Here is a 3,267-nt window from a genome sequence, read left to right as displayed (position 1 = left end):
GCCTCTCAAGAAACACATCCTAAGTATTTGATTTGTATAGGGGTGTTCATGCGACCTCCATCGGCACAAGGCGCATGCCCAGCATCTCGGCCTTGCGCCGCAGGTTGATTTCCACGCGCTGTCGGTAGCGCTCTTCGTAGTACGTCTGGCCCTGGTCCACGTATTCCTCACCTCTGGTGATCATCGTGTAGATCAGCCGCGCCAGTTTGTGCGCCGCTGCCGTGATGGCCTTGGGTTTGTCCATCTTGGCGCACATGCGCCGGTAATACGCGCCCAGCGCCGATTGGCTGTTTTTCAAGCACGAGGCAGCCTGCCTCAATGCCTGCGCCGTCTTGTTCGCGCATTTCTGGGTTTTGCTGCCCAGCACCTTGCCGCCAGATATCTTGGTGCCAGGGCATAAACCCAGCCAAGCCGCGAAGTGCTTGACCGTCGGGAATTTGCTCATGTCCACGCCCACCTCGGCCAGCACAGTCATCGCCGTGCCCACGTCAATGCCGTCAATGCGCGTCAGGTCCACACCGCACATCTGATACAGCCGCGTGCGCAAATCATATTTCGGCTTATTGCGCCCGCTTTGCTTGCGCGCCTTTTGCGGCACCCCATCGTGCTGGTGCAGCACAATCATTTGCTGCTCCATCAGCTCGTCGCAGTCGGCCACCTTTTTGGAATACTCATCAAACAACTCCAGCGCCTGCTTGAGCGAGAACACATGCTCGTCGCGCCAATTGCCTCGCAGGCTTTGCACGATCTCTTCTTCGCTGGCCTTGATGCGCACGTTCTTCATGCCTGCCAACACATGCGGGTTGCGCTCTCCGGCCACGATGGCGCGCAGAATCTTTTGCCCCGTATCGCCCACCACGTCGGAGATCACATTGGCCAGTTGGATGTTCATCTGCACCAGCGCCTTTTGCATGTGTTGGATATGCCTGGCCTGCATGCGCAGCAACATGCCACGTTGGCGGTTCAGTGAGCGCAGCACGCAGATCTGGTCTGCCGGGCGGAACGCCCCGCGCAGCAGGCCATAGCTGTGCAACTGCTGCAGCCATTGGCAGTCCAGCACATCAGACTTGCGCCCCGCCACGTTCTTGACGTGCCTGGCGTTGACCAGCAGCACAGTGAACCCGCGCCGCTCCAAGATCTCATACACCGGTATCCAGTACACCCCGGTCGATTCCATCGCCACCGTGTCAACGCCGCAAGCCTCCAGCCAATCGGCCAGCTTGTGCACGTCCACCGTGAAGCTCTTGAACTCCCGTACCGGCTCGTCGTCTCTGTCGGCAGGCACCGCCACATAGTGCGATGCGCTGCCTATGTCGATGCCCGCCGCGTTGGGGTTGGTCACCTCCAGGCGTGGACCCCTTTTCTTGGGCTTTTCTTGCTGCGTCATGCCGTGCTCCATTAACATGTCCATGGGAACGGCACCGCCTCGGGTACGTCGTCTTGCTCAATCTCTCAAACGGGATATCGACTCTCATCGATTCACCAGTGCCAATGACGTCACCCTTGACCACCCTAACTGTCGGGCATTGCGCGCCATTGACTGTCCGGTCTTTGGCGGTGCCGCCTCCCACCTTGCCACATCGCAGCCAGTTTCCTTTGCACAATGGGCACCGCCGCGCGGGGCATGAAACCCTCTCAAGAAACACATCCTAAGTATTTGATTTGTATAGGGGTGTTCATGCGACCTCCATCGGCACAAGGCGCATGCCCAGCATCTCGGCCTTGCGCCGCAGGTTGATTTCCACGCGCTGTCGGTAGCGCTCTTCGTAGTACGTCTGGCCCTGGTCCACGTATTCCTCACCTCTGGTGATCATCGTGTAGATCAGCCGCGCCAGTTTGTGCGCCGCTGCCGTGATGGCCTTGGGTTTGTCCATCTTGGCGCACATGCGCCGGTAATACGCGCCCAGCGCCGATTGGCTGTTTTTCAAGCACGAGGCAGCCTGCCTCAATGCCTGCGCCGTCTTGTTCGCGCATTTCTGGGTTTTGCTGCCCAGCACCTTGCCGCCAGATATCTTGGTGCCAGGGCATAAACCCAGCCAAGCCGCGAAGTGCTTGACCGTCGGGAATTTGCTCATGTCCACGCCCACCTCGGCCAGCACAGTCATCGCCGTGCCCACGTCAATGCCGTCAATGCGCGTCAGGTCCACACCGCACATCTGATACAGCCGCGTGCGCAAATCATATTTCGGCTTATTGCGCCCGCTTTGCTTGCGCGCCTTTTGCGGCACCCCATCGTGCTGGTGCAGCACAATCATTTGCTGCTCCATCAGCTCGTCGCAGTCGGCCACCTTTTTGGAATACTCATCAAACAACTCCAGCGCCTGCTTGAGCGAGAACACATGCTCGTCGCGCCAATTGCCTCGCAGGCTTTGCACGATCTCTTCTTCGCTGGCCTTGATGCGCACGTTCTTCATGCCTGCCAACACATGCGGGTTGCGCTCTCCGGCCACGATGGCGCGCAGAATCTTTTGCCCCGTATCGCCCACCACGTCGGAGATCACATTGGCCAGTTGGATGTTCATCTGCACCAGCGCCTTTTGCATGTGTTGGATATGCCTGGCCTGCATGCGCAGCAACATGCCACGTTGGCGGTTCAGTGAGCGCAGCACGCAGATCTGGTCTGCCGGGCGGAACGCCCCGCGCAGCAGGCCATAGCTGTGCAACTGCTGCAGCCATTGGCAGTCCAGCACATCAGACTTGCGCCCCGCCACGTTCTTGACGTGCCTGGCGTTGACCAGCAGCACAGTGAACCCGCGCCGCTCCAAGATCTCATACACCGGTATCCAGTACACCCCGGTCGATTCCATCGCCACCGTGTCAACGCCGCAAGCCTCCAGCCAATCGGCCAGCTTGTGCACGTCCACCGTGAAGCTCTTGAACTCCCGTACCGGCTCGTCGTCTCTGTCGGCAGGCACCGCCACATAGTGCGATGCGCTGCCTATGTCGATGCCCGCCGCGTTGGGGTTGGTCACCTCCAGGCGTGGACCCCTTTTCTTGGGCTTTTCTTGCTGCGTCATGCCGTGCTCCATTAACATGTCCATGGGAACGGCACCGCCTCGGGTACGTCGTCTTGCTCAATCTCTCAAACGGGATATCGACTCTCATCGATTCACCAGTGCCAATGACGTCACCCTTGACCACCCTAACTGTCGGGCATTGCGCGCCATTGACTGTCCGGTCTTTGGCGGTGCCGCCTCCCACCTTGCCACATCGCAGCCAGTTTCCTTTGCACAATGGGCACCGCCGCGCGGGGCATGAAACCCTAAC

2 protein-coding genes are annotated in these 3,267 nt (G+C 59.4%); both read right to left on the bottom strand.

Annotated features, from left to right (window positions below):
• Window positions 1-46 precede the first annotated feature (46 nt).
• Window positions 47-1,387 (bottom strand): IS110 family transposase, encoded by a 1,341-nt coding sequence (locus PSV23_RS07100; protein ID WP_300467319.1) that lies wholly within the window; start codon window positions 1,385-1,387, stop codon window positions 47-49.
• A gap of 289 nt (window positions 1,388-1,676) precedes the next feature.
• Complete coding sequence (locus PSV23_RS07095) at window positions 1,677-3,017, bottom strand: IS110 family transposase (protein ID WP_300467319.1); 1,341 nt, start codon at window positions 3,015-3,017, stop codon at window positions 1,677-1,679.
• Between the last annotated feature and the right edge of the window lie 250 nt (window positions 3,018-3,267).

Origin of the sequence: Brevundimonas sp., assembly GCF_029946145.1 — a bacterium.
GTDB lineage: Bacteria > Pseudomonadota > Alphaproteobacteria > Caulobacterales > Caulobacteraceae > Brevundimonas.
This window is presented reverse-complemented; position numbering and strand designations above follow the sequence as displayed.